We start from the raw sequence: 26,256 nt of genomic DNA, 5'->3' as shown, positions 1-26,256 counted from the left end.
AGCGCGTGGCCGAGGCGGCAGCAACCCATCGAACCCCCTGCCCCTCCCCTGCCCGGCGACGGCTGCGACGAGTGATGGCCGTCACGGCGGCGGTGCCGCTTCTCGGGCTCCTCGCGCACCTCACGCCCGCCCAGGCGGACACCCCGCGGCAGCCCGCGGCGGCCGAGCCCACGGGCTCCCGCACGGTCGACGTCCAGCTCACCGGGCTGACCCCCGAGGCACCCGAGGCCGGCGACACCGTCACGGTGACCGGGACGCTCACCAACCGCAGCAAGGAGACGATCACCGAGGGGCACGTCGCGCTGCGGGCGGGGCAGTTGCTCAGCAGCCGCAGCGCGATCGACGTCGCCGACGGCCGCTCCGGCTACACCCCGGGGCTCGACGGCAACGAGATCGCCGACAAGTACGACCACAAGGTCGACAAGCTGAAGCCGAAGCAGAAGGAGTCCTTCTCCGTCTCCGTGCCGGTCAAGGATCTCCAGCTCGGCGCCGACGGCGTCTACCAGATCGGCGTCTCCTTCGACGGCCGCACCAGCGGCGTCCCGTGGCAGGAACAGGTCCTCGGGATCAAGCGCACGTACCTCCCCTGGCAACCGGAACCCACCGCCCGCCAGTCGAAAACGACGGTCCTGTGGCCGCTCGTCTCGACCGCCCACGTCGGCGCCCGCACCGTGGGCGGTGGCGACGACCAGAACAACGTCTTCGAGAACGACGACCTGGCGAAGGAGATCCTTCCCGGCGGGCGTCTCGACCGGATGGTCTCGCTCGGCAAGAGCCTCGACGTCACCTGGGTGATCGACCCCGACCTGATCAACACGGTCGCGGACATGGCCAACGGCTACCGGCTCGCCGGCGCGGACGGCAAGACCGTCGCGGGGTCCAAGAAGAACCGGGACGCCGCCGCCACCTGGCTCAACGCGCTCGGCAAGGCCCTCACCGGGCAATCCGTCGTCGCCCTGCCCTACGGCGACCCCGACCTCGCCTCGATCGCGCACAACGGCGCCAAGATCCCCACGACCCTCGCCCGCCTCAAGACCGCCACGGACGTCGGCCGGATCACCCTGTCGATCCCCGACACCGATCTCGACGTCAAGGTGAGCACGGACTACGCCTGGCCCGTGGACGGGGCGATCGACCGCTCGATCGTCGACGTGGCCACCTCGGCGGGCGCGACGAAGGTCATCGCGCGCAGCGACAGCCTGAGCGAGCCCGACAGCCTCCTGTACACGCCCTCGGCCGCCCGGCCCATCGGCGGCGGTGTCACCGCGGTCGTCAGCGACAGCCGCCTGTCCACCGCCTTCGAGGGCTCCATGGACTCCCCGCAGAGCTCCACCCTCGCGGTGCAGCGCTTCCTCGCCCAGAGCCTGGCGCTCACCCGGCAGAACGAGCAGAAGCAGCGCACGGTCGTGGTCGCCCCGCAGCGCACTCCCACGACAGCCCAGGCCGAGGCGATGGCCACGGCGCTGCGCGCTCTCCAGGGCGGTCGCTGGTCGCTCTCCCAGGAACTCGACAAGGCGGCGAAGACCAAGGCCGACCCGCAGGCCAACACGCGAGTGCCGCCGCGCTCCGCGTACCCGAAGTCGCTGCGCGCGCAGGAACTGCCCACCGCCGCCTTCACCTCGCTGCACACCACGCAGAAGGGGCTCGACAGCTTCCAGGAGATCCTCCAGAAGCCCGAGCGCGTCATCACCCCCTTCGGTCTCGCCATGGACCGCGCCGTCGCCACCTCCTGGCGCGGCCGGGCCGCTCAGGCGGCGACGTACCGCACCGACGTGCGCGGCTACCTCGACTCGCTCGTCCGGCAGGTGCGGCTCATCCCGAAGACGGACGCGAAGCTCTCGGGCCACAGCGCCACCATCCCGGTCACGGTGCAGAACAACCTGCTCCAGGACGCGCGCCACCTCAAGGTGCGGCTGACTTCCACCAAACCCACACGCCTCAAGATCGGCGAGGGCCCCTGGGAGGAACGCCCGGTCAAGATCGGCGCCGGGCACAGCCAGACGGTGAAGTTCGACACGACGATCAACGCCAACGGCCCGGTGCTGGTGAAGGCACAGCTGGTCACGGACGACAACCGGCCCTACGGGCAGCCCGTCGAGTTCAGCGTGGACGCCACCGAGGTCACCTCGACCGTCATGCTGATCATCGCCGGCGGCGTCCTGCTCCTCGTCCTCGCCGGGCTCCGGATGTACACCCAGCGCAAGCGCCGCGCCCGCGAGGACGGCACCGGCGGCGCCGACACCGCGCCCGGGCCCCAGGGCCCCGGGGACGGCGGCCCCGCCCCTGCGGGCGAGGACACGCCGCGCGACCCCGCCACGGACAGCCCGGAGTCCCCCGCCGAGAACCCGCCGGGGGACTCCGCGGCGGGCCCCGACACCGGAAGCGAAAACATCGAGCGTTCCGGTGCGGGTGAGAGAGTGGACCGCTGAGCAATGTCGTGGCTCCCGGGCCAGGGGACGATGAGGTGGGGTAGACCATGAACGCGCCGTACGACGGTGACCGTGGGCAGGGCGCGAGCGGCCCCGCCCCGGACGGGCAGCAACCGCCGGGGCAGGACGGCCCCGCCGCACAGCCCGGCCCGGCACAGCCGTACCCCGGGCCGGCCCCCCAGCAGTACCCGCCGCCCCCGCAGACCGCCCAGCCCCCGCACGACGCCTACCTCCAGGACGCCTACCAGCAGGACCCCTACGGCGGCCAGAACCCGTACGCCCAGGACCCCGTCACCGAGGCGTACTACGACCGCTCGGCGCACCCCCCGCCACCGCCCGGCACCTACCAGGAGAACGGCCCGCTCTACAGCCCCCCGCCCGCCGCTCCCCAGGGCCCCGACCCCCGCCTGTGGGCGCGGACCCCCGCCCCCGAGCCCGAAGGCCCCTCGCAGCACCTGCCGTACGGGGACGACCCGCGGACGACCAAGTTCGTCGGCGTCGACCGCATCATCGGCGGGCGCCCCGGCGAGGAGCAGAACGCCTTCGCCCACCTCTACCGCGACCAGCAGGGCACTAGCGCACCCGCGGCCCACCCCCCGGCGCCCGAACCGGAGCCCGAGGCCCCCGCCGCCGCGCCCGCGAAGGCCAACCGGGCCGCGAGCCTGCTGAAGTCCAGCGCGCTCATGGCAGCGGGCACGATCGTCTCCCGCATCACCGGCTTCCTGCGCACCCTCGTCGTCGCCGGCGCGATCGGCGTCGGCACGCTCAACGACACCTACCAGGTCGCCAACACACTGCCGACGATGATCTACGTCCTCGTCGGTGGCGGCGCCCTCAACGCCGTCTTCATCCCGCAGCTCGTCCGCGCGATGAAGAACGACGACGACGGCGGCGAGGCGTACGCCAACCGGCTCCTCACCCTCGTCGTCTCGCTCATGGCCGCGGTCACCCTCGTCTGTGTCCTGGCTGCGCCCCTCTTCATCCGGCTCATGTCGACGGAGATCGCCAACGACCCGTCGCAGCGCGCGGTGGCGATCGAGTTCGCCCGCTACTGCCTGCCCACGATGTTCTTCATGGGCGTCCACGTCGTCCTCGGGCAGATCCTCAACGCACGCGGCCGCTTCGGCGCCATGATGTGGACCCCGGTCCTCAACAACATCGTCATCATCGCCACGTTCGGCGCGTTCATCTGGGTCTTCGGCGGCTACACCTCCTCCGGCGTGAGCGCCGGGAACGTCACCCCGGACGGCGTGCGGCTCCTCGGCATCGGCACGTTGCTCGGTCTCGTCGTCCAGGCGCTCGCCATGGTCCCCTACCTCCGCGACGCCGGCTTCAAGCTCCGGCTCCGCTTCGACTGGCGCGGCCACGGCCTCGGCAAGGCGATCGGCCTCGCCAAGTGGACCTTCCTCTTCGTCCTCGCCAACCAGCTCGGCATGGTCGTCGTCACCCAGCTCGCGACCGCCGCCGGGCACGCCGCCGAGAAGGACGGCGTCACCGGCACCGGCATCACTGCGTACAACTACGCGCTGCTGCTGTGGCAGATGCCGCAGGCGATCATCACGGTCTCGGTCATGACGGCCGTCCTGCCGCGCATCTCACGCGCCGCGGCGGACGGCGACGCCGCCGCGGTCCGCGAGGACATCTCCTACGGGCTGCGCACCTCCGCCGTCGCGATCGTCCCGTGCGCCTTCGCGTTCCTCGCCCTCGGCGTGCCGACCACGCTGCTGCTCTACGCGGGCTCGGGCAGCGAGGGCGCGCGCGGCATCGGCTTCGTCCTGATGGCCTTCGGCCTCGGTCTCATCCCGTACTCGGTGCAGTACGTCGTCCTGCGCGGTTTCTACGCCTACGAGGACACCCGCACCCCCTTCTACAACACCGTGATCGTCGCCGTGACCAACGCCGCGGCCTCCGGGCTGTGCTTCCTCGTGCTCCCCGCCCGCTGGGCGGTCGCCGGGATGGCGGGCTCCTACGGGCTCGCCTACGTCGTCGGCGTGGGCATCGCCTGGCGGCGCCTGCGCAAGCGGCTGGGAGGCGATCTGGACGGCGCGCACGTCGTACGGACCTACGCGCGGCTCATCGGCGCGTCCATCCCGGCGGCCCTCGTCGGCGGCGGCCTCGCCTACGCCCTCCTCAAGGCACTCGGCAACGGGGCGGGCGGCGCGCTGATCTCCCTGGTCGTGGGCGGAATCGCCCTGCTCGGAGTTTTCTACGTGGCAGCACGGAGGATGCGGATCGCAGAGCTCAACTCCATGATCGGTATGGTGCGCGGACGGCTCGGCCGCTGAACGGGCACAACCCTCGGCGCTCACCGCGTGTCGTGCATTACGCCGGTCCGTGGGCACAATTGGTTCGGCGCCACAACGGGCGCGCAACGGATGGGGAGGCAGGGACGACGGTGGCGGAACGCAGCACGTCTGCCGTCGACGTGGCCCGGGAAAGCGGTCAGGAACCGCAGACCGCTCAGGCGGAGCAGGCCACGGCCGACGCGAAGGCCGGTGCCCCCGAGCGGGACACCGGGCACGAGGACACACAGCACAGCGAGGAGGAGGAGAGCGAGGCGGAGCCCCCCACCGGCGGGGCCGAGTCCGCCACGCCTCCCGAGCTGCACAGCGGCCACAAGCTGGCCAGACGCTACCGCCTGGAGGAGTGCCTCACCCGGCTCGACGGCTTCAGCAGCTGGCGCGCCGTGGACGAAAAACTCCGCCGCGCGGTCGGCGTCCACCTCCTGCCCTCCGAGCACCCCCGTGCCCGCGAGGTCCTCGCGGCGGCCCGCTCCACGGCCCTCCTCAGCGATCCGCGCTTCGTGCAGATCCTGGACGCCGTCGAGGACAACGACCTCGTCTACGTCGTCCACGAGTGGCTCCCCGACGCCACCGAGCTGACCACACTGCTCGCCGCCGGACCGCTGGAGGCGCACGAGGCGTACGAGATGGTCCGCCACGTCTCCCAGGCGATGGCGGCGGCCCACCGGGCCGGTCTCTCCCACCTCCGGCTCAACCCGGGCTCCGTGCTGCGCACGTCGACCGGCCAGTACCGGATCCGCGGACTCGCCGTCAACGCCGCGCTGCGCGGCGTCACGACCGAGGACCCCGCCCGCGCCGACACGGAGGCCATCGGCGCCCTCCTGTACGCCTCCCTCACGCAGCGCTGGCCGTACGAGGACGACGCCTACGGACTCTCGGGACTGCCCAAGGGCGTCGGTCTGCTCCCGCCCGACCAGGTCCGCGCCGGTGTCCACCGGGGCCTGTCGGAGCTGTCCGTGCGCGCGCTCGCCAACGAGGGCGCCACCGCCTCGCGGCAGGAGCCGCCCTGCACCACGCCCGCGGAGCTCGCCGCGGCGGTCGACGAGCTGCCCCGCATCCGCCCGCCCGAGCCTGCCTACACCGCGCCGCCCGAGTACCAGGCCCCCGCCTTCCCGCAGAACCCGTACGGGCGGCCGCCCGCGGGTCCCACACCGCCCCAGGCGCCTCCCGCCCCGCCGCCCCCGCTCCAGGGACGCACCGGGCGCGCGCTCAAGTGGGGTGTGTCCGGTCTGCTCATCGTGGCCCTCGGCCTCGGCAGCTGGCAGCTCGCGGACACCTTCCTCGACAAGAGCCCCGAGAAGCCGAAGAGCGACTCGACGATCGACAAGGGCTCCGGCGAGAAGGCCGCCGCCACCCCCAAGCAGCTCCCCGTCAAGGACGCGGCCGAGTACTACCCGGACGGCACCCCGCAGCACACCGACCAGGTGGGGTTCACGTACGACGGCAAGGGCGACACCTACTGGCGGACGAAGTCCTACGCGGACGGCCCCGACATGAACCCGGCCTTCAAGAAGGGCGTGGGCATCACCTACGACCTCGGGTCCGAGAAGAACCTCTCCACGGCGTCGATAGACATGCTGTACCCCGGCGATCACACGACGGTGACGCTCTACGCCACCGACTCGCTCACCTCCTCCGCCCCGCTCTCCGGGATGAAGAAGATCGCGGACAACTCCACCAGCGGCTCCAAGGTCACCATCAAGGCCAAGAAGCCCGTGAAGGCCCGCTACGTGGTCATGTGGATCACGGCCATGCCGTACGCGGCCAAGGACGGCTTCAGCGGTGCCGGATACAAGCAAGCCATTACCGATGTGACGTTCATGGGCTAGGTTCGAGTCGGCGTCCGCAGGGAGAGGGCAGCGTGGACGAAGGCCGGTACGGAGAACTCAGCGACCACGACCTGCTCGCCCGGCACGTCGCGGGCGAGCACGAAGCCTTCGGCGAGCTCGTGCGCCGCCACCGCGAGCGGCTGTGGGCCGTCGCCCTGCGCACCCTCGGCAACCGCGAGGACGCCGCCGACGCCGTACAGGACGCCTTCGTCTCGGCCTACCGTGCCGCCCACACCTTCGGCGGCCGGTCCGCGGTGACCACCTGGCTCCACCGCATCACCGTCAACGCCTGCCTGGACCGCGCCCGCAAGGCCGAGGCCCGGCACACCTCCCCCGTCGAGGACACGGTCCGCCTGGAGCACCTGCTCCGCCCGGAGGAATCCGCGGAAGCCCCCGCCGAGCGTGCCGATCTGCACCGCGAACTCCTCGCCGCTCTGCGCACCCTCCCGGCCGAACAGCGCGCCGCCCTCGTCCTCGTCGACATGCAGGGCTATCCCGTCGCCGAGGCCGCCCGCATCCTCGACGTGGCTCCGGGAACCGTCAAGAGCAGATGCGCCCGCGGTCGCGCCCGCCTCCTCCCGCTGCTCAGCCACCTCCGCACGGGCTCCACGGAATCGGGGGCGCCTGCCGCACCACGCAAGGGACCGAGGGGGGCATCCCTTCCGGCGACCGTTCCCCCGCCCGGCCGAAAGGGACCCGACAAGGGGAACCAGGGAGCGGGCACTCCCGTCCCACCGCAAGCAGCTCCCCAGGACCCCACGACGGCACAGGACGGAGGTGGGCGAGCATGACCCCGCGAACGGAACCGACCGGGCACCCCACCCCGGAGGAACTCGCCGACCTCGCCGAAGGCCTTCTGCCGCCCCAGCACAGCGCCACCCTGCGCGGACACCTCACCGGCTGCCCCGACTGCGCGGAGACCTACTCCTCACTCGCGGAGATCCGCTCGCTGCTCGGCGCCCTCCCGGCTCCGCCGCCCCTTCCGGCGGACGTGAGCGCGCGGATCGACGCGGCGCTTCGCGAAGTGGCGGAGGAGGCGGATGTTTCACGTGAAACACGCGGCAGGGAGGACTACGAGGAAGGCCTCTCCGATGTTTCACGTGAAACATCGGGCGCGGCGGCTGCGCATGAAACGTCCCGCACGGTGTCCCCGCTCGACGCTCATGTTTCACGTGAAACATCCCCTGCCGCCCTCTCGCTTCCCTCTCCGCCTCGTGATGTTTCACGTGAAACATCGCGGCGCACGCGCCCCACGCCCGCCCGTCCCGCTCCGAGTGGTCCCGGTAGGCGGGGGGCGAGGGGGAGGTCGAGGCGTCGCTTGTTCTGGGGCGGCACGGCTACCGTGCTCGCGCTGGGCGCCGGCTCCTTGCTGCTTTCCTCACTCGGCAGCGGTGAGGAGGAACGCTCCCCTTCCGCCGAGCAGAGCCAGCAGTCCCTGGTCTTCTCCGGGAGCCCGCTGAAGAGGGAGGTGAGCGCGCTGCTCCAGGACACGGGAAACGCCTCCCCGAACAGCCCCAAGAGTGCGGGCACCGCCCCCGCGAGCACTCGGCAGCCGCAGCACGAGACGGGTGTCGAGACGCCGCTGCGCGCGGACGCCCCCGTGGTGCCACGGTGTGTGGCACAGGGGATAGGGCGCGAGGAGACGGCCCTCGGCGTGGAGAAGGGAACGTACCTGGGCCGGGACGCGTACCTCGTGGTGCTGCCCCACAGCAGTGACACCGCGCGGGTCACCGCGTACATCGTGGACGCCGCCTGCGCCTCTCGGCGCCCCGCCGCGAAGGGCGAAGTACTTCACTCCGCCTCCTACCCCCGGTGAGGTGCCCAGTGCCTCTCTCCTGCGCCCACGCGTGCTGATCCCGGGGCCGCTGCTGTCTCGTGCCAGCCGGGACCGTGAGCCACGGGCGGGGCGGGAATGTCCGGCCCGTAGGATCGGTTGGGTGGGATGAAGGCACCGAGAGCCCTTCCCTCCGTAGTGGACGCAGTCGGCAGAGACGAGGAAGCAAGCCGTGAGTGACGTGCGAAACGTGATCATCATTGGCTCGGGCCCCGCCGGTTACACGGCCGCCCTGTACACCGCCCGCGCGTCGCTCAAGCCGCTGGTCTTCGAGGGCGCGGTCACGGCCGGCGGTGCGCTGATGAACACGACCGACGTGGAGAACTTCCCCGGTTTCCAGGAGGGCATCCTGGGCCCCGAGCTCATGGACAACATGCGGGCCCAGGCCGAGCGCTTCGGTGCCGAGCTGATCCCGGACGACATCGTCTCCGTCGACCTCACGGGCGAGATCAAGACCGTGACGGACACGACGGGCACCGTCCACCGCGCCAAGACCGTCATCGTCACGACCGGCTCCCAGCACCGCAAGCTCGGTCTGCCGCATGAGGACGAGCTGTCCGGGCGCGGTGTCTCCTGGTGTGCGACGTGCGACGGCTTCTTCTTCAAGGACCAGGACATCGCCGTTATCGGCGGCGGCGACACCGCGATGGAGGAGGCGACCTTCCTCTCGCGCTTCGCCAAGTCCGTCACCATCGTCCACCGCCGGGACACCCTGCGCGCCTCCAAGGCGATGCAGGAGCGTGCCTTCGCCGACCCGAAGATCTCCTTCGTCTGGGACAGCGAGGTGGCCGAGATCCACGGCGACCAGAAGCTCTCGCACCTCACCTTGCGCAACCTCAAGACCGGTGAGCAGAGCGAACTCGGCGTCACGGGACTCTTCATCGCGATCGGGCACGACCCGCGGACCGATCTCTTCCGCGGTCAGCTCGACCTCGATGACGAGGGCTACCTCAAGGTCCAGGCCCCCTCGACCCACACCAACCAGCCCGGTGTCTTCGGCGCGGGCGACGTCGTGGACCACACCTACCGGCAGGCCATCACCGCCGCCGGCACGGGCTGCTCCGCGGCTCTCGACGCCGAGCGTTACCTGGCTGCCCTCTCGGACTCGGAGCAGACCCCCGAGCCCGAGAAGACCCCGGCTCCGGAGCAGACGGCCGCCGTCTGACCCGGTTCCTCTCCACCCCACCCCCCGTTGGAATGAAGGAGCCCCCTGTGGCTGGCAACCTGAAGAGCGTCACCGACGCCGACTTCGAAGAGGTCGTGCTCAAGAGCGACAAGCCCGTTCTCGTCGACTTCTGGGCCGAGTGGTGCGGTCCCTGCCGCCAGATCGCCCCCTCCCTGGAGGCCATCGCCAAGGAGTACGGCGAGCAGATCGAGATCGTGAAGCTCGACATCGACGCCAACCAGGAGACGGCGACCAAGTACGGCGTCATGTCCATCCCGACCCTCAACGTCTACCAGGGCGGCGAGGTCGTGAAGACGATCGTCGGTGCGAAGCCGAAGGCCGCCATTCTGCGCGACCTCGACGCCTTCGTGTCGCCGACTGCCTGAGTCCCACGCGGCGCGTCCGCGCCGGGACGATCACGGCGGGCCCCATGTTTCACGTGAAACATGGGGCCCGCTGTTTCACGTGAAACATCGCGGATTCAGAGCGGTCGGAGGGTCGGCTCCTTCTGGACGGCGCCGAGAAGCCGGTCCAGCGCGTGTTCCACGTCTTCCTTCCAGGAGACCGTGGACCGCAACTCCAGCCGCAAGCGCGGCCTCGTCGGATGCGCCCGCACGGTCTTGAAGCCCACCGCGAGCAGATGCTCTGCGGGCAGGAGACACGTGGCAGAAGCCCCGCGGGTGTCCCCGAAGACCTCCATCGCCTTGAAGTTGCGCCGCAACAGGTCCTTGGCGACCGTCTGCACGAGTACCCGGCCCAGGCCCTGTCCCTGAAAGCCCGGGTGGACGCGGGCGGTCATGAGCTGTACGGCGTCGGGGCTCACCGGGCTCGTCGGGAAGGCCGTGGAGCGCGGCACGTACGCGGGAGGCGCGTAGAGCACGAAGCCCGCGGGGACATCGTCCACGTAGACGAGGCGGCCACTGGAGCCCCACTCCAGAAGGACGCTGGAGAGCCAGGCCTCTTTCTCCCGCGCCGCCGTGCCCTGCGCCACGGCCTCACCGCCACGGACCGAGTCGAGCTCCCAGAAGACGCACTCCCGACACGGCGTCGGCAGATCGGCGAGATTGTCCAGGGTGAGAGGTACCAGGCGACGCCCCATGCAGGCAGTTCCTCACTTCCTTGGGCCGCCGCTCCGGTTCACCGCCCACCGGCGCGGCGGTGCTCACCGACGCCCGAAACGCCCGACCCGGTCGCATCGTATCCATGACGCCGCCGGGCCAACACCAGGCGGGCAAAGAGCGCACCGCTTCCGCTCCACCACATCAGTCGGGGCCGATGTTTCACGTGAAACATCGGCCCCGAGAGAGAGGGATCAGCTGTCGCCCTCGTCCTTCTCGTCCTTCTCCTCCTGCGCCCGGGGCTGCTTAGAGAAGAGGGAACCCTCACCCGGGGCAAGTTGGGAGAGGATGCGCTGAAGGTCGTCCACTGAGGCGAACTCAACGACGATCTTCCCCTTCTTCTGCCCCAGGTCCACCTTCACGCGCGTCTCGAAGCGATCCGAGAGCCGACCGGCCAGCTCACTGAGCGCCGGCGAGGTCACCGAGCCCGCCCGGGGCTTCGGCGCAGTCTTCGCCGGACCGGGGTGTGAGCGCATGAGGTGGGTGATCTCCTCCACGGCGCGGACGGAGAGCCCTTCCCTGATGATCCGCTCGGCAAGCTTGTCCTGCTCGGCGGAGTCCTCCACCGACAGCAACTCGCGCGCATGACCGGCGGAGAGCACTCCCGCGTCCAACTTCTTCTGCACGGACGGCGAGAGCTTCAGCAGGCGGAGCGTATTGGTCACTTGCGGACGCGAACGGCCCACCCGCTTCGCCAGTTCCTCCTGGGTGCAGTTGAAGTCTTTGAGCAACTGCTCGTAGGCGTGTGCCTCTTCGAGCGGCGTGAGCTGGGAGCGGTGCAGGTTCTCCAGCAAGGCGTCCAGGAGGAGCCGGTCGTCTTCCGTAGCCCGGACGATCGCGGGGATCGTCGTGAGGCCGGCCTCCTTGCTCGCCCGCGTCCTGCGCTCACCCATGATGAGCTCGAACTGCTTCTCGTCGAGCTGGCGCACGACGATGGGCTGAAGCAGCCCCACCTCCTTGATGGAGTCGACGAGTTCACGCAGAGCGTCCTCATCGAAGATCGCGCGCGGCTGATCGCGGTTCGGGATGATCTGATCGAGCGGAAGCTCCGCGAAGAAGGCGCCTTCCGGAGCCGGGGGCAGCCCGCTCCGCTGCCCGCTCTCCGACGTTTCACGTGGAACATCGCTCTCGGCAGACGTCGTGAGCTTGGCCGCTGCCACGCCTCGTTCGCCCAGTGCGGGTCCGCCGGCCGCCGGCACCCGAGGCACGTCCTGCCGCGTCGCCGTGGCGGCGGCAGCCTTCTCGGCAGACGCCGCCGTCGGGATGAGGGCCTGGAGCCCACGCCCGAGCCCCCTGCGCTGTGTTGTCACTGTGTCCCCTCCACCATGCTGTGTTGTTCGGTCTCTGTGCCAGGGGCGGAGTCCGGGACCTCGAAGACCCCCGCTCCCCGAAGCGCGATCTCACGAGCCGCTTCGAAGTAGGAGAGAGCACCACTGGAACCCGGGTCATACGTCAGCACCGTCTGGCCGTAGCTGGGAGCTTCGGAAATGCGGACCGAGCGAGGAATGCTCGTCCGCAGCACCTCCGCTCCGAAGTGGCTGCGCACCTCATCGGCCACCTGCGAGGCGAGGCGCGTCCTGCCGTCGTACATCGTCAGCAGGATCGTCGAGACGTGAAGCGCGGGGTTGAGATGCCCGCGCACGAGCTCGACGTTGCGCAGCAACTGCCCGAGGCCCTCCAGGGCGTAGTACTCGCACTGGATCGGGATGAGTACCTCGGCTCCGGCCACCAGTGCGTTCACGGTGAGCAGGCCGAGGCTGGGTGGGCAGTCGATGAGGATGTAGTCCAACGGCTGCTCGTACGACTGGATCGCCCGCTGGAGGCGGCTCTCCCGAGCCACCAGCGAGACGAGTTCGATCTCGGCGCCGGCGAGATCGATGGTGGCGGGGGCGCAGAAGAGTCCTTCGACATCACGTACGGGCTGCACCACATCGGAGAGCGGCTTGCTCTCCACCAGCACGTCGTAGATGGAAGGGACTTCGGCGTGGTGGTCGATCCCCAGGGCGGTCGAGGCGTTTCCCTGTGGATCGAGGTCGATCACAAGAACACGCGAGCCGAGCAGGGCGAGGGACGCGGCGAGATTGACGGTGGTGGTGGTCTTCCCCACTCCGCCCTTCTGGTTCGCCACGATCATGACCCGGGTCTGTTCCGGACGCGGCATTCCCTCGGCGCTACGGCCGAGGGCTTCCGCGGCAGCGCGTTGACCACCGGGAACGACCGGGATGTTCTGAGCGGACGGCAATGTTTCACGTGAAACATCGCCCTCTGCTTCGGTACGGGGACCGGGGACCGGTTCGGTCATCGGTCCTGCGATAGGGGCATCGGACCGCAAGGATTCACCCTCCTCGACTTCAGGCTCGCGTTGAACAGAGCCTCCCATGCCGGGAGCCCCTGCAACCAGTGAGGTCCTGTCTTCTGTGGATAGACTCGCCCTTTCCGAAAATCCCGCCACTCTTCCGAGTGAGCGCGGTGCAGACTTCCCCGAAGTTTTCCCCAGGGGCCTGCGTTCGCGCGGTTCGGCCGCCGAGCGGCCCCGGCCGATGATGCCCTGAAGCAACGAGCGATGTTTCACGTGCCCCCCCCCCCGCGGCCCGCCCCCCCCCCCCCCCAAGAAGAGGGGGGGGGGGCGTTTTTTCACGAAAAACACCCCCCCGCCCCTTCTCAGAGACGAACGCTTCCGCTCGGCAAGCACCTCTCAGCAACGGCTCCTCAGCGTCGCCTCCGGGGCGGCCGTCCCGTCCGCGCTGCCTTCGCCCGCTTCGCCGCGAAGCGCACCCCGCCCGGGCTCTCCCCCACCTCGACGCGGACGACGGTCGAGAGCGGGTCCACCAGGCCCTCGCCGACGTGCAGGACAGAGGTGCGTACGGCACCGAGCTTGCTGAGCGCGGCGCCCGCCTGACGGACCTCCTCCTCAGCGGTATCGCCCTTGAGCGCCAGCATCTCGCCGTACGGCCGCAGGAGCGGGACGCCCCAGCCTGCGAGGCGGTCCAGCGGGGCCACGGCACGAGCGGTCACGACGTGGACGGGCTGGAGGGTGCCGAGGACCTCCTCGGCCCGCCCCCGGACCACCGTCACGTGATCGAGGCCCAGGAGTTCCACGACCTCGGTGAGGAAGTTGGTGCGCCGGAGGAGCGGCTCAAGGAGAGTGATCTTGAGATCCCTGCGGACCAGGGCGAGCGGGATACCGGGAAGCCCGGCACCCGAGCCCACATCGCAGACGGTGACCCCTTCGGGGACGACCTCGGAGAGCACCGCGCAGTTGAGGAGGTGGCGCTCCCAGAGCCGTGGCACCTCGCGCGGCCCGATCAGCCCGCGGCGTACCCCCGCGTCGGCGAGGAGTTCCGCGTACCGGACCGCATCGGCGAAGCTCTCGCCGAAGACCTGCTGGGCCACCTCCGGGGCCGGGGGGAGCTGTGCTGCCTCCGTCACGGGGACCGTCCTTCCGTACCGCGCTCTCGCCCCCGGCCGCGGTGGCCGGGGGCTCGTTTCTGGAACAGCTACGTGAAAAGGGGAAAGAAAGAGGGACAGGGCGTCGGGACGCCCGACGCAATCCGGCCCCGTCTGTGGTCAGACGGGGCCGGACACGGGGACTGCGGGCCGGGTCCCCCCGGCCACCCGGGGCGCGGCCGGTACGGACGTACCTGTCGCGCCCGTTCCTGCGGGCTCAGGCGGGCAGGACGACGACGAACCGCTGCGGCTCCTCGCCCTCGGACTCGCTGCGAAGTCCCGCCGCCTTGACCGCGTCGTGCACGACCTTGCGCTCGAAGGGCGACATGGGACGCAGGCGGACCGGCTCACCGCTGCTCTTCGCGTCGGCTGCGGCCTGGGTCCCCAGCTCGCTCAGCTCCTGGCGCTTCCTGGCGCGGTAGCCCGCGATATCCAGCATCAGCCGACTGCGGTCACCGGTCTCCCGGTGCACGGCGAGCCGGGTCAGCTCCTGGAGAGCCTCCAGGACCTCGCCGTCGCGGCCGACCAGCTTCTGGAGGTCCCGGCCGCTGTCGCTGACGATGGAGACCGCGGCACGATCGGCCTCGACGTCCATGTCGATGTCACCGTCGAGGTCGGCGATGTCGAGCAGACCTTCGAGGTAGTCCGCGGCGATCTCGCCTTCCTGCTCCAGACGGCTCAGCGAGTCGCCACCGTCGGTGGCTTCCTCGGGAGCGGCGGAGGTAGTGCCTTCCGTCACGGGCTGGACTCCTTCTTACTTCTTGGAGGACGGGTGCTTGGGGCGCTGCGGGCCGCCCTTGCGCTGACCCTGCTTGGCCTGGGAGCCGGACCCGGACGCACCGGACTTGCCGCCCCCCGCGGGCTTCGCGGCGGTGGAGCCGCCGCCCGTGTTCTTGCCCGCGCTCTTCTTCTGCGTGGGCCGGTTGCCGCCCTGCGGCTTGGCCCCGCCGGCGCCGCCCTTGCCCGTGCCGGAGGAGTCCGCGTCCGTACCGGTTGCCGCGCCGCCACCAGCGGCGGTACCGGACTGCCGCTGCGACTTCGACTGGCGCTTCGGCTGCTGGCGCCGCGGCACGGCACCGGTGGTGGTCTCGTCGCCCTCAAGGGTCGCGACCGAGCTCTCACCCTTCTCGATGGTGCCGTCGGGCTGGGCCGCGAAGCCGGCCTTGTTCAGTCCGTTGATGAACTTCCGCTCGGCCTCGTTGCGCTCCCGGCCCTTCGCGACGATCGCCTTGATCGCGGTGCGGTCGCGCTTGGTGCGGACCTTGCCGGTGTGGGTGAGGTGCTTGAGCTGGCGCTCCAGGTAGGCGGCCTGGGCCTTCGAGCCGGGAGTCGGGTTCTGGCGGATGACGTACATCTGCTGGCCCATGGTCCACACGTTGGTGGTCAGCCAGTAGAGGAGAACACCGACGGGGAAGTTGATGCCGAAGACGGCGAACATGATCGGGAAGACGTACATGAGCAGCTTCTGCTGCTGCATGAAGGGGGTCTTCACGGAGGTGTCGACGTTCTTCGTCATCAGCTGGCGCTGCGTGAAGAACTGCGAGGCCGACATCATGATGATCATGAACGCGGTGACGATGCGCACCGTGGTGAGGTCGGCACCGAGCGAGTCGGCGCCGCTTGTGAACTTCGCGGCGAGCGGGGCACCGAAGATGTGCGCCTGCTGGGCGGAGTCGAGGAGCTTGTCGTTGATGACGCCGATCTTCTTGTTCGACGCGATGCCGTCGAGCACGTGGTACAGCGCGAAGAAGAACGGGGACTGCACGAGGATGGGAAGGCACGAGGCGAGCGGGTTGGTGCCGCTCTCCTTGTACAGCTTCATCATCTCTTCGCTCTGACGCTGCTTGTCGCTCTTGTAGCGCTCCTGGATGCGCTTCATCTCGGGTTGCAGCGTCTGCATGGCGCGGGTCGCCTTGATCTGCTTCACGAAGAGCGGGATCAGGCAGATCCGGATGATGATCACGAGGGACACGATGGACAGGCCCCAGGCCCAGCCGGTGTCAGCGCCGAAGATCCATCCGTACAGCGTGTGGAACTGCACGATCACCCAGGAGACGGGTGTCGTGATGAAACTGAACCAACTGGCAATCGTGTCCACTAATCAGGCTCCTTGAGCGGGGGACGGGGTCTCGGCGACCGGGCTGGATGAGTCCGGGGCACTGACCCCGGCCGGGGCACCACCCTCGGGGGGCGTACCGCCCTCGGGAGACACAGAAGTGGCGGCGGGTCCCTGGGACCGCGACCGCCAGGCAGCACGCAGCGCCTCGTGCCATCGAGGGCGCTTGCGCGGCGGTACGTGATCGACCCCACCGTGCGACCAGGGATTGCAGCGCAGGATGCGCCAGGCGGTCAGCGCCGTCCCTTTGATCGCTCCATGGCGGTCGATGGCCGTGAAGCCGTAATGGGAGCACGACGGATAGTACTTGCACACCGGCCCCAGCAAGGGGCTGATGGTCCACTGGTAGAGCTTGATCAGCGCGAGCAGTGGGTACTTCATCGGGTGCCCCCTCCCAGCAGCCGCTTCAGGGCGGCGTCGAGGTCTCGGGCCAGTTGGGCGTGATCGGCGTCGCCCGCCCCGGGCAACGCGCGTACGACCACCAGGCTACCGGGGGGCAGAAGCGAAAGGCGGTCCCGTATGAGGTGACGAAGCTTCCGCTTCACCGAGGTGCGCACGACGGCCTTGCCGACCGCCTTGCTCACGACGAAACCCGCACGCACCGGGGGAGGGCTCTCCCCGGTGGCGTGCGGGTCCGTGGAACCGCTTTGGAGATGGACTACCAGCAGCGGGCGACCCGCGCGGCGTCCTCGGCGTACTGCGGTCGAGAAGTCCTCGCGCCGCCTCAGCCTGTTGTCAGAAGGCAGCACGGCGTCATGACCTGTACAGGATCAGGCGGACAGACGGGCGCGACCCTTGCTGCGGCGGGACGCGAGAATCGCGCGGCCGGCACGGGTACGCATCCGCAGCCGGAAGCCGTGGGTCTTGGCGCGACGACGGTTGTTCGGCTGGAAGGTGCGCTTGCTCACTCGGGGGCTCCAGTAAAGATCGATAGGTGGCGGGCGTCGCCCTGGCTGTCACCGTGCGCCCACGAGTAGCTCGTTCAACGCACCGAGTGCACCGCTTTTGTATTGATCACCCGGACCGCGACTCATCGGAATCGTGAAGTTCGGTTGCGATCCATGCCCATCGGAGGCAGGCGGCAGCAGCCATCGACAACTCGACCTGTGCACGGTACGCGGGCGCGGCTCTTCCGGTCAAACCAGGCCGGGTGCGCGACACTGTGCACAGGCTGTGGACAACAACTTGAACCGTACTGGCCCCGATGACTACCGTGGCTGGACTGGAATCCGCGTGCCTTTGTGCCACGCCGCCGCCCGGGAAGCCTTCCCGGATGCCGCGGCTGAGCCCCAGCCACTGATCGACCCCGATCCGACCTGTGTGAACCCGCCCCGGAACCACTCCACGGAGTGCGCCGGAACCGTGTGAGAGAGCGTGCCCTGTGGCTGATGTACCCGCCGATCTTGCCGCAGTGTGGCCGCGCGTGGTGGACCAGTTGCTCGGCGAAGGCCCCGACAGCAGGGCCCCGGGCGTCGAGGGCAAGGACGAGCACTGGGTACGGCGCTGCCAGCCCCTCGCGCTCGTCGCCGACACGGCGCTGCTCGCGGTGCCGAACGAGTTCGCCAAGACGGTTCTGGAGGGGCGGCTCGCCCCGGTCGTGAGCGAGACGCTCAGCCGCGAGTGCGGGCGCCCCATCCGCATCGCGATCACGGTCGACGAGTCGATGGGCGACGCTCCCGCGGCCCCCCCCTACGAGGAGCCCGTCCAGGTCCCGCGCCCCCGTTTCGAGGAGCCGGCTCAGCCGCGCTACGACAATCAGGAGCGGTACGAGCAGATCGAGGCCCAGCCCTACGAGCCGCCGATCGAGCGCGGCCCGCACGTCCGTCCCGTCTACCACGAGTACCAGGCGCCCGGCTCCTGGCCGCGCGTGCACGAGGGCTACGGCTGGCAGCAGCAACGCCTCGGCTACACGGAGTCCGACGCGTACGGCCAGGGCGGCCGCGGCGACTACCGTCAGCCACCGGCCGAGCGCCCCCCGTACGAGAAGCAGGACGGGCGCGAGGGCCGAGACGAGCGGTACGAGCAGCCGGACCGCTCCGAACGCGGCGAGCGTCCGGAGCGCTTCGACGCGGGGGACAGGTACGAGTCCGGCGAGCGCTATGACTCGGGCGAGCGCTACGACTCCGGGGAGCGCTACGAGCAGGAGCGTCCCTCGTCCCCGTACGAGCAGCAGCGCGGGACGTACGAGAAGCCGGGTGTGCGCGGTGGGTACGGGCGCGGCTACGAGGAGCAGCGCCCGCGCGAGGAGGTGCGCGGGTACGAGGAGCACGGCGCCGGTGAGCAGCGGGAGCGCGGCGAGGAGCCGGCGCGGCCGGGGCCCGGGAGGCAGCGCGGCCCCGCCGGTGTGCCGCTGCCCTCGCAGGCCGGACCGTCGCTGGCACCGAGCGGAGCGCCGGGGCCGTTGGCCGCGCAGCCCGCGCCCGCGGCGGGTCCGGGCGAGCCGACGGCGCGGCTGAACCCGAAGTACCTCTTCGACACCTTCGTTATCGGCGCGTCCAACCGCTTCGCGCACGCGGCCGCGGTCGCGGTGGCCGAGGCACCGGCGAAGGCGTACAACCCGCTCTTCATCTACGGCGAGTCCGGCCTCGGCAAGACGCACCTGCTGCACGCGATCGGTCACTACGCGCGCAGCCTGTATCCCGGGACGCGGGTGCGGTACGTGAGTTCCGAGGAGTTCACGAACGAGTTCATCAACTCCATCCGCGACGGCAAGGGCGACAGCTTCCGCAAGCGGTACCGCGAGATGGACATCCTGCTCGTCGACGACATCCAGTTCCTCGCGGACAAGGAGTCGACGCAGGAGGAGTTCTTCCACACCTTCAACACGCTGCACAACGCGAACAAGCAGATCGTGCTCTCCTCCGATCGTCCGCCGCGCCAGCTGGTGACGCTGGAGGACCGGCTCAGGAACCGCTTCGAGTGGGGACTGACCACGGACGTCCAGCCGCCGGAGCTGGAGACCCGTATCGCGATCCTGCGCAAGAAGGCGGTCCAGGAGCAGCTCAACGCGCCGCCCGAGGTCCTGGAGTTCATCGCCTCGCGCATCTCGCGGAACATCCGTGAGCTGGAGGGCGCGCTCATCCGCGTGACGGCCTTCGCCTCGCTGAACAGGCAGCCCGTCGATCTCGGCCTCACGGAGATCGTGCTCAAGGACCTCATCCCAGGCGGCGAGGATGCCTCGCCCGAGATCACGGCCTCCGCGATCATGTCGGCGACCGCCGACTACTTCGGGCAGACCGTCGAGGACCTGTGCGGTTCCTCGCGCAGCCGGGTCCTGGTCACGGCGCGGCAGATCGCGATGTACCTGTGCCGCGAACTGACCGATCTCTCCCTGCCGAAGATCGGCGCGCAGTTCGGCGGCCGCGACCACACCACCGTCATGCACGCCGACCGGAAGATCCGCGCTCTCATGGCGGAGAGGCGCTCGATCTACAACCAGGTCACGGAGCTGACCAACCGGATCAAGAACGGGTGATTGGCGGGGGTTTCGGGGGCGGCGGCGGGGATGCGGGGCCCGGGGCGCGCGGTGCAGGCAGGTCCGGGGCGGGGGCCCGGGGCGCAGGCGCGTCACGGAGGTCCGGGCGCGCGGCGCAGATGGGTCGTGAGACTCGGGGCGCAGGCGGGTCGCGGGGCCCGGGCGCGGGCAAGTGACGGGGCGCAGGCGCGTCGCGGGGTGGGGTGGGCGGCAGTGCGGGGCTTGAGGTGGGACGGGCCTTGCGATTTCGAGGCCGTGGAGTTGCGGACCCTGGCGTCTCGAGGCGGTGAGGTGGTGCGGGTCCTCAAGCGGTGCGGTCGCCCCAGCAGTGCGGGTCTTCGAGACAGGCGCGTTGCCGGGGGCACAGGCCGCTCGGTGGCGTAGCTGCGGGCCGAGGCGGGACGTGACCGCGCGGGAGGGTGAGTCCGCTTGGGCGCTGGTCCCTTGGTCCGTTGATCCGCTGGTCTGTGGGTTCTCTTGCATCGTCGCTGAAATCTCGTCACTGAAAAGAGTGGCGGGATTTTTCATTCGGCCTTGGTTATCCACAGATTGGGGGGAATGGTGGGGAGCGGCTTGCGATCCGCGAAATGATGGATGCAGGGGAGCCCCCCAGGGCGGGTGGGGGCTGTCCGCTGTGCGGTGGTGCGTGGCCCGGCGCTGCCGTACAGCAAGCGCCTCCCGGCTACCCCAGTACGGAACACCTGCGCCCTGCCCATGTACTCGGGCTGCCGGGCCCGGGCCCGCGTGCCAAAACCTCCTGACCGGCCCATCGAACGGCGCTGCCAACGCCGTTGAGAGCGATTCACCTGACGCAGCTTCTCTCCCGCCGCCTTCGCGTCGCCCCACCTGCGTCTCGCAAAGGCCGCGAGGCTGGAGCCAGCCGCAGGGACAGAACGAAGCCCGTGCGGCATCCCCGCGCGGGTCACACCGGTCACGCCCCCTCCCCGACCGGCCCGCACCCCGACGCCATCCCGGCTGCACCCCACCCCAACCGCACCCCGGCCCCGCCCCGCGCACCCCACGAGACAGCACTCGGATGCCCGGCGCCCTCTCGCGATTCGACGCGCACACAGCCAACCGCCGCGCCACAGCGCAGCGTTCACCCGGCCTCGTCCTCACCCCCCAAGACGGTCCGTCCTCGGCGTACGCCCGGCCCCCCGTAGTCCGGCACAACACGAGACGTGGTGCGCCCCGCGAGCCCGCACACCCGGGCCGCCGCCCGCCGCGCCCGCAAAACGCGCGCGAGGTCACGGAGCCGATGCGGCCCCCGCGCGGCAGTCAAACAGCCAGCCCGGACCGTTGCCCTTGCCTGTTCGCCCCCACCCCCACGGTCTTCCGCCCGCCCATCCACACCCCACCCGCCGACGCACCCCCTCAACCTGACCTGCCATCGAGGCCCGCGCCCCCTCTCCCTGACGCCCCACCATCCCCACCGCCGGGGAAACGCCCCGTCACGCCCCCGCCGCTGTGCCGCCGCGCCTCCGCCCGCGCCGACCAGCCCCTGAGTGCCCCTCACGCCCGTTCCCCCGCCCACCGCCCTCGCGCCACCCCTTCCCGTCCCTCCGTCACCTCCCCTCCCGCGCCCGCCAACTACCCCCAATCCGCCCTGCCGCCCCTCTCCGCCCGCGCTTCCCACCCCTCACCGCACCCCGCCCCGCCCGCTTGTCCCTCCCCTTGCTGTTCGATTCCCCGGCGGGTTACGGGTGTTGTCCACAGATTCGGCGACTTTTTTTCCTCCACATGGTGGGGACAGTGGAGTTGTCCAGATCCTGTCCACAGGGGAGGGTGTGTGGACACGGTCCTGGCTGGTCAGGTGGCTGGGGATTAGTGGAAAACTGTTATCCACAGGCTGTGGAGAACTTTTTGTCCACAGGCCGCCCGGAAGGCTTGTCCACCGGGTTCGGTCGGCTGCCCACAGGGAGAGGGTGGTTGTGCACAGCTTCTCCACAGGGCTGTCCACTGTTCGGCAACGAAACACTCGCTCTCACCAGGGCGAGTGAAAGGCGTCACAGTGAAGCTGACGGGCCCCCTGTGGGAAACGGTCGCGAATCTGGGGACGCAGCTGGGGACAAGTCGGCCCCTCTTGTGGACGGCCTGTGCACAACTTTCGGCTGTCCACAGTTACCCCGGGTTCTCCCCAGGCGCCGTCCCCAGGACCTGGGGATAAAAAACCGGCTCTGAGCTGCGGAAACGAGGTTATCCACGGTATCCACAGGCCCTACTACTACTAACGACTAGAGAGAGCTGGGAATTCGTTTCGAAGCGGGGCCTGTGCACAACTCGCTCCGAGGGCTCCGAAGAGCCCGGAGGCCGATTTGACGACCAAGGGCACCAGCTGTCAGTGCGGTACGTCAGACTGGGCACAGACGTCCTTCCCCGCCGAGGCCCGAGGGACACCTCGCTCCCCCTCGCCGGGGGCGACACGGTCCCGGCCCCGAGCGGAGGGGGCACCAGACAGCGCAGCTGCCGCGAGAAACAGCGAGCGGCGGCAGACGAGCAGGAATCACGCAGGAGGCGGGCTCAGGTGAAGATCCGGGTGGAACGCGACGTACTCGCGGAGGCAGTGGCGTGGGCGGCACGCAGCCTCCCGGCTCGCCCGCCGGCTCCGGTCCTGGCGGGCCTGCTGCTGAAGGCGGAGGAAGGGACGCTGAGCCTCTCCGGCTTCGACTACGAGGTCTCGGCGCGGGTCTCCGTCGAGGCCGAGACGGAGGAGGAGGGCACGGTCCTCGTCTCCGGGCGGCTCCTCGCCGACATCTGCCGTGCCCTGCCCAACCGGCCCGTGGAGATTTCCACAGACGGTGTACGGGCGACGGTCACCTGTGGATCGTCGCGCTTCACGCTGCACACGCTCCCCGTCGAGGAGTACCCGGCACTGCCGCAGATGCCCTCCGCGACCGGCACCGTGCCCGGTGAGGTCTTCGCCTCCGCCGCCCAGCAGGTCGCCATCGCCGCGGGCCGTGACGACACGCTCCCCGTCCTCACCGGTGTGCGCATCGAGATCGAGGGCGACACCGTCACGCTCGCCTCCACCGACCGCTACCGCTTCGCGGTCCGCGAGTTCCTGTGGAAGCCCGAGGACGCCGAGATCTCGGCCGTCGCGCTCGTCCCGGCCAAGACGCTCCTCGACACCGCCAAGTCGCTCACCAACGGCGACAACGTGACGATCGCGCTCTCCGGCTCCGGTTCGGGCGAGGGCCTCATCGGTTTCGAGGGCGCGGGCCGCCGTACCACCACGCGGCTCCTGGAGGGCGACCTCCCGAAGTACCGCACGCTCTTCCCGACCGAGTTCAACTCGGTCGCCGTCATCGAGACGGCGCCCTTCGTCGAGGCCGTCAAGCGCGTCGCCCTCGTCGCCGAGCGCAACACCCCGGTGCGGCTCAGCTTCGAGCAGGGCGTGCTGATCCTGGAGGCCGGCTCCAGCGACGACGCACAGGCTGTGGAACGTGTCGACGCGCAGCTCGAAGGCGACGACATCTCCATCGCCTTCAACCCGACCTTCCTGCTCGACGGGCTCAGCGCCATCGACTCGCCGGTCGCCCAGCTCTCCTTCACGACCTCGACGAAGCCCGCTCTGCTGAGCGGTCGTCCGGCCGTCGACGCCGAGGCCGATGACGCCTACAAGTACCTGATCATGCCGGTACGGCTGAGCGGCTGAGCCCACAGGTGTGCGCGGCCCCCCGGCAGTAGGCTCGGACACCGGTACGAAAGCCAGCACGCGACCTAAGGAACAGTGATGGAGCTCGGTCTCATCGGCCTCGGCAAGATGGGCGGCAACATGCGCGAGCGCATCCGCCGCGCAGGCCACACCGTCATCGGCTACGACCGGAATCCGGACGTCTCGGACGTCGGCAGCCTCGAGGAGCTGGTGAGCCGCCTCAAGGGCCCGCGTGTCGTCTGGGTGATGGTTCCGGCCGGTGCCGCGACCCAGTCCACGATCGACGAACTCGCCGGGCTCCTGGAGCCGGGCGACGTCGTCGTCGACGGCGGGAACTCCCGCTGGACCGACGACGAGAAGCACGCGGTCGAGCTGGGGCTCAAGGACATCGGCTTCGTCGACTGCGGCGTCTCCGGCGGCGTCTGGGGCCTCAAGAACGGCTACGCGCTGATGTACGGCGGCACGGCGGAGAACGTCGCCAAGGTGCAGCCGGTCTTCGACGCCCTGAAGCCCGAGGGCGACTTCGGCTCCGTGCACGCGGGCAAGGTCGGCGCCGGCCACTTCGCGAAGATGGTCCACAACGGCATCGAGTACGCCATGATGCAGGCGTACGCCGAGGGCTGGGAGCTCCTGGAGGCGGCCGACTCGGTCACCGATGTGCGGGAGATCTTCCGCTCCTGGCAGGAGGGGACCGTCATCCGCTCCTGGCTCCTCGACCTCGCGGTCAACGCGCTCGACGAGGACGAGCACCTGGAGCAGCTGCGCGGGTACGCGGCCGACTCCGGCGAGGGCCGCTGGACGGTCGAGGCCGCGATCGACAAGGCCGTGCCGCTCCCCGCCATCACGGCCTCGCTCTTCGCGCGCTTCGCCTCGCGCCAGGAGGACTCGCCGCAGATGAAGATGATCGCCGCGCTGCGCAATCAGTTCGGCGGCCACGCGGTCGAGAAGAACAGCAAGTAGGACGCCCGGCGGGGCGGTGTGCGGCACGGTCGACGTGACGCGCGCCGCCCCGCGCCGGGAGTCGAGGAGCCCGCTCAGCCCATGCACGTCACGCATCTGTCGCTGGCCGATTTCCGCTCGTACGAGCGCGCCGAGGTGAGCCTCGAACCGGGCGTCACCGCCTTCGTCGGCCCCAACGGGCAGGGCAAGACCAACCTCGTCGAGGCGGTCGGCTACCTCGCGACCCTCGGCAGCCACCGCGTCGCCTCCGACGCGCCCCTCGTCCGGGCCGGCGCCGAGCGCGCCTTCGTGCGCGCCGCCGTGACCCAGGGCGAGCGCAGCCAGCTCGTCGAGCTGGAGATCAACCCCGGCCGCGCCAACCGGGCCCGGATCAACCGCTCCTCGCAGGTCCGCCCGCGCGACGTGCTCGGCATCGTGCGCACCGTGCTCTTCGCCCCCGAGGATCTCGCCCTGGTCAAGGGCGACCCCGGAGAGCGCCGCCGCTTCCTCGACGAGCTCCTCACCGCGCGCCACCCCCGGATGGCCGGGGTCCGCTCCGACTACGAGCGTGTCCTCAAACAGCGCAATACGCTGCTGAAGTCCGCCGCGCTCGCCCGCCGCCACGGCGGCCGCACCCTCGACCTGTCCACGCTCGACATCTGGGACCAGCACCTCGCCCGCGCGGGCGCCGAACTCCTCGCCCAGCGCACCGACCTCATCGCCGCGCTGCACCCTCTCGTCGACAAGTCCTACGAGCAGCTCGCCCCCGGTGGCGGGCCCGCGCTCCTGGAGTACCGGCCCTCCGCGCCCGGCCCCGCGCACCGCCGCGAGGAGTTCTACGAGCAGTTGCTCGCCGCGCTCGGCGAGGTGCGCAAGCAGGAGATCGAGCGCGGCGTGACGCTCGTCGGGCCGCACCGCGACGACCTTCTCCTCAAGCTCGGCGACCTCCCCGCGAAGGGGTACGCGAGCCACGGCGAGTCCTGGTCGTTCGCGCTCGCGCTCCGCCTCGCCTCGTACGACCTGCTCCGTGCCGAGCCCTGGGGCCCGCAGACGGCGCCCGGGCCCGAGGGGCAGCGCAGCGGCGAGCCGGTCCTGATCCTCGACGACGTCTTCGCCGAACTCGACGCCCGCCGCCGCGACCGCCTCGCCGAGCACGTCGCTCCCGGCGAGCAGGTCCTCGTCACCGCGGCCGTCGAGGAAGACGTACCCGCCCCGCTCAAGGGCACCAGGTACGCGGTCTCCGAGGGGACGGTGCGGCGCGCATGAGCGAGGAGCAGCCGAAGGGCGGGCAGGCGTCGGGGCAGTCCTCCGGCGCGCATCAGCCCGCTCTCGACGCCGCCGCCGTGCCCGAACAGCCCGTCCGGCCCGCCGGGCAGTCCGCGCCGAAGCCCGCCGGGTCGGGCGCCGACCTCGCGCGCGAGGCGCTGCGCGCCGCCCAGAAGCAGGCCCGCGAACAGGGACTCGGCGTCCACGCGCGCGGCCCCGAGCGGCGGGGCAACCGGCGCGGCGCCCGGGGCGAGGGGCGCGAGCCGCTCGCCTTCGGTGCCGCCATCCACCGGCTCATGTCCGATCGCGGCTGGGAGACCCGCGCGGCCGTCGGCGGGGTCATGAACCGCTGGCCGCAGATCGTCGGCGAGAACGTGGCACGCAACTGCGAGCCCCAGCACTACGACGAGGACGAGCGGGTGCTGCGCATCCGCTGCCACTCCAGCACCTGGGCCGCCGAACTGCGCCTCCTCGCCCCCCAGCTCGTTGCCCGCCTCAACGAGGCCCTCGGCCCCGACACCGTGCGGCTGCTGCGCATCGAGGGCCCCTCCAGCCCGGCCCGCCGCTACGGTCCGCTCCGGGCACCCGGCAGCCGGGGGGACAGGGACACCTGGGACTAGGGTCCGCTCCCCGAAGTCCTGCACCGTGCCCACGGCGCTCGGCATGTCCCCGCCGCGAGC

The 26,256-nt window shown here is 70.5% G+C and carries 21 protein-coding genes; 12 read left to right on the top strand and 9 right to left on the bottom strand.

Annotation, left to right across the window (positions count from 1 at the left end):
• Positions 1-74 precede the first annotated feature (74 nt).
• The 7 genes from IF99_RS0110240 (at position 75) to trxA (ending at position 9,946) form a co-directional block, all read left to right on the top strand.
• The gene (locus tag IF99_RS0110240) at positions 75-2,429 is read left to right on the top strand and encodes a DUF6049 family protein (protein ID WP_078655042.1); all 2,355 of its coding nucleotides are present in this window, start codon (positions 75-77) and stop codon (positions 2,427-2,429) included.
• 47 nt (positions 2,430-2,476) lie between these two features.
• Entirely contained in the window at positions 2,477-4,714 is a 2,238-nt protein-coding gene (gene murJ, locus IF99_RS0110235; protein WP_030996075.1) for a murein biosynthesis integral membrane protein MurJ, read from the top strand.
• A 110-nt stretch (positions 4,715-4,824) separates the two neighbouring features.
• Positions 4,825-6,561: a protein kinase family protein gene (locus tag IF99_RS0110230; RefSeq protein ID WP_030996074.1), complete on the top strand. Its 1,737-nt coding sequence runs from the start codon at positions 4,825-4,827 to the stop codon at positions 6,559-6,561.
• A gap of 32 nt (positions 6,562-6,593) precedes the next feature.
• Complete coding sequence (sigM, locus tag IF99_RS0110225; protein ID WP_030996073.1) at positions 6,594-7,352, top strand: RNA polymerase sigma factor SigM; 759 nt, start codon at positions 6,594-6,596, stop codon at positions 7,350-7,352.
• A 575-nt stretch (positions 7,353-7,927) separates the two neighbouring features.
• Positions 7,928-8,377 (top strand): hypothetical protein, encoded by a 450-nt coding sequence (locus tag IF99_RS30700; RefSeq protein ID WP_234340641.1) that lies wholly within the window; start codon positions 7,928-7,930, stop codon positions 8,375-8,377.
• Positions 8,378-8,567: 190 nt separating this feature from the next.
• On the top strand, positions 8,568-9,560 hold the full coding sequence (trxB, locus tag IF99_RS0110215) for a thioredoxin-disulfide reductase (protein WP_030996071.1): 993 nt from the start codon (positions 8,568-8,570) through the stop codon (positions 9,558-9,560).
• A 47-nt stretch (positions 9,561-9,607) separates the two neighbouring features.
• Positions 9,608-9,946, top strand: coding sequence for a thioredoxin (gene trxA / locus IF99_RS0110210; RefSeq protein WP_030996070.1), 339 nt, complete (start codon positions 9,608-9,610; stop codon positions 9,944-9,946).
• A 95-nt stretch (positions 9,947-10,041) separates the two neighbouring features.
• Here the strand turns inward: trxA and IF99_RS0110205 are convergent, their stop codons facing one another.
• The 9 genes from IF99_RS0110205 to rpmH all read right to left on the bottom strand — a co-directional run bounded on the left by IF99_RS0110205 (position 10,042) and on the right by rpmH (position 17,149).
• Entirely contained in the window at positions 10,042-10,659 is a 618-nt protein-coding gene (locus IF99_RS0110205; RefSeq protein ID WP_030996069.1) for a GNAT family N-acetyltransferase, read from the bottom strand.
• A 213-nt stretch (positions 10,660-10,872) separates the two neighbouring features.
• Positions 10,873-11,988: a ParB/RepB/Spo0J family partition protein gene (locus IF99_RS30695; RefSeq protein WP_030996068.1), complete on the bottom strand. Its 1,116-nt coding sequence runs from the start codon at positions 11,986-11,988 to the stop codon at positions 10,873-10,875.
• Complete coding sequence (locus IF99_RS0110195; RefSeq protein ID WP_078655041.1) at positions 11,985-13,058, bottom strand: ParA family protein; 1,074 nt, start codon at positions 13,056-13,058, stop codon at positions 11,985-11,987. Before IF99_RS0110195 ends, IF99_RS30695 begins: the two co-directional genes overlap by 4 nt.
• A gap of 329 nt (positions 13,059-13,387) precedes the next feature.
• The gene (rsmG, locus tag IF99_RS0110190) at positions 13,388-14,107 is read right to left on the bottom strand and encodes a 16S rRNA (guanine(527)-N(7))-methyltransferase RsmG (RefSeq protein WP_030996066.1); all 720 of its coding nucleotides are present in this window, start codon (positions 14,105-14,107) and stop codon (positions 13,388-13,390) included.
• 235 nt (positions 14,108-14,342) lie between these two features.
• Positions 14,343-14,864 (bottom strand): protein jag, encoded by a 522-nt coding sequence (locus IF99_RS0110185; protein ID WP_030996065.1) that lies wholly within the window; start codon positions 14,862-14,864, stop codon positions 14,343-14,345.
• Between the two features lie 15 nt (positions 14,865-14,879).
• Positions 14,880-16,223, bottom strand: coding sequence for a membrane protein insertase YidC (yidC, locus tag IF99_RS0110180; protein WP_030996064.1), 1,344 nt, complete (start codon positions 16,221-16,223; stop codon positions 14,880-14,882).
• A gap of 3 nt (positions 16,224-16,226) precedes the next feature.
• Complete coding sequence (gene yidD / locus IF99_RS32195) at positions 16,227-16,622, bottom strand: membrane protein insertion efficiency factor YidD (protein ID WP_078655040.1); 396 nt, start codon at positions 16,620-16,622, stop codon at positions 16,227-16,229.
• Complete coding sequence (rnpA, locus tag IF99_RS0110175; protein WP_030996063.1) at positions 16,619-16,990, bottom strand: ribonuclease P protein component; 372 nt, start codon at positions 16,988-16,990, stop codon at positions 16,619-16,621. The genes yidD and rnpA overlap by 4 nt, the downstream gene beginning before the upstream one ends.
• Positions 16,991-17,011: 21 nt before the next feature.
• Positions 17,012-17,149, bottom strand: a complete 138-nt coding sequence (gene rpmH, locus IF99_RS0110170; RefSeq protein ID WP_003956500.1) for a 50S ribosomal protein L34 — start codon at positions 17,147-17,149, stop codon at positions 17,012-17,014.
• Between the two features lie 473 nt (positions 17,150-17,622).
• Here rpmH and dnaA point away from each other — a divergent pair, with 473 nt between their 5' ends.
• From dnaA to IF99_RS0110145, 5 genes are all read left to right on the top strand, one after another.
• A complete protein-coding gene (gene dnaA, locus IF99_RS0110165; protein ID WP_030996062.1) occupies positions 17,623-19,716 on the top strand; it encodes a chromosomal replication initiator protein DnaA in 2,094 nt (697 codons plus the stop codon).
• A gap of 2,524 nt (positions 19,717-22,240) precedes the next feature.
• Complete coding sequence (dnaN, locus tag IF99_RS0110160) at positions 22,241-23,371, top strand: DNA polymerase III subunit beta (RefSeq protein WP_010268730.1); 1,131 nt, start codon at positions 22,241-22,243, stop codon at positions 23,369-23,371.
• A 78-nt stretch (positions 23,372-23,449) separates the two neighbouring features.
• A complete protein-coding gene (gene gnd, locus IF99_RS0110155) occupies positions 23,450-24,331 on the top strand; it encodes a phosphogluconate dehydrogenase (NAD(+)-dependent, decarboxylating) (protein WP_030996061.1) in 882 nt (293 codons plus the stop codon).
• Positions 24,332-24,412: 81 nt separating this feature from the next.
• Positions 24,413-25,576 (top strand): DNA replication/repair protein RecF, encoded by a 1,164-nt coding sequence (recF, locus tag IF99_RS0110150; RefSeq protein ID WP_030996060.1) that lies wholly within the window; start codon positions 24,413-24,415, stop codon positions 25,574-25,576.
• A gap of 77 nt (positions 25,577-25,653) precedes the next feature.
• Complete coding sequence (locus IF99_RS0110145) at positions 25,654-26,196, top strand: DUF721 domain-containing protein (protein ID WP_030996059.1); 543 nt, start codon at positions 25,654-25,656, stop codon at positions 26,194-26,196.
• Positions 26,197-26,256: the final 60 nt, after the last annotated feature.

This window comes from Streptomyces sp. NRRL F-5630 (assembly GCF_000719475.1).
Lineage (GTDB): Bacteria > Actinomycetota > Actinomycetes > Streptomycetales > Streptomycetaceae > Streptomyces.
Note: the sequence above shows the minus strand (reverse complement) of the source record. Positions and strands in the feature narration are given on the sequence as shown.

Coding starts and splice junctions, on each gene's coding strand:
- IF99_RS0110240 (WP_078655042.1), top strand. CDS start 75: ATGGCCGTCACGGCGGCGGTGCCGCTTCTCGGGCTCCTCGCGCACCTC.
- IF99_RS0110195 (WP_078655041.1), bottom strand. CDS start 13,058: ATGGGAGGCTCTGTTCAACGCGAGCCTGAAGTCGAGGAGGGTGAATCC.
- IF99_RS0110205 (WP_030996069.1), bottom strand. CDS start 10,659: ATGGGGCGTCGCCTGGTACCTCTCACCCTGGACAATCTCGCCGATCTG.
- yidD (WP_078655040.1), bottom strand. CDS start 16,622: ATGAAGTACCCACTGCTCGCGCTGATCAAGCTCTACCAGTGGACCATC.
- recF (WP_030996060.1), top strand. CDS start 24,413: ATGCACGTCACGCATCTGTCGCTGGCCGATTTCCGCTCGTACGAGCGC.
- murJ (WP_030996075.1), top strand. CDS start 2,477: ATGAACGCGCCGTACGACGGTGACCGTGGGCAGGGCGCGAGCGGCCCC.
- gnd (WP_030996061.1), top strand. CDS start 23,450: ATGGAGCTCGGTCTCATCGGCCTCGGCAAGATGGGCGGCAACATGCGC.